This is a genomic window from Streptomyces sp. 8K308, from assembly GCF_004348315.1.
Taxonomy (GTDB): domain Bacteria; phylum Actinomycetota; class Actinomycetes; order Streptomycetales; family Streptomycetaceae; genus Streptomyces.
The window spans coordinates 1-506 of record NZ_SMKC01000696.1 but is presented as its reverse complement, the minus strand read 5'-3'; the positions used below and the strand labels follow the sequence as shown (position 1 = coordinate 506).

The window sequence follows — 506 nt, the reverse complement described above, 5'->3', positions numbered from 1 at the left end:
CCACCCAGGGCCCACCCTGGCGCGGCTGACCATGCCGGCCGCCACGGGCTGCCGCTACGCCGCCGTCTCGGGCGACCGCAACCCGATCCACCTCCACCCGCTGACCGCCCGCCCGTTCGGCTTCCGGCGCGCCATCGCGCACGGCATGTGGACCAAGGCCCGCTGCCTCGCCGCCCTCGACCGGGCCGAGCCGCTGCCCGACGCCTTCACCGTGGCCGTCACCTTCCACGCCCCGCTGCCGCTCCCGAGCCGCGTCGAGCTGCGCGCCGGACCGCGCGACGGCGGCCGAGCCTTCGAACTGCGCGGCGCCGACACCGGCCCCGTCCACCTGCGCGGCTTCGTCGGGCACCTGGTCTAGATGCAAACCGGTGACTTCATGGCTCTCGAGAGCGCCGTAGGGCGACGTTCCCGCAGGTCAGACGCGCGAATCGACCCTTAAGTCACTGGCATTGAGTCTAGTAGTGCTTCGTTAGGTTGTGTCGGGTGGGGGTCGGTCTGTTCTGGGC

Annotated in this window: 1 protein-coding gene; it reads left to right on the top strand. The window is 72.1% G+C overall.

The features are described 5' to 3' along the window. Nucleotides 1-358 (top strand): MaoC/PaaZ C-terminal domain-containing protein (locus E1265_RS36690; protein ID WP_279571506.1); only part of this gene is annotated, 358 nt, incomplete at its 5' end. Nucleotides 359-506: the final 148 nt, after the last annotated feature.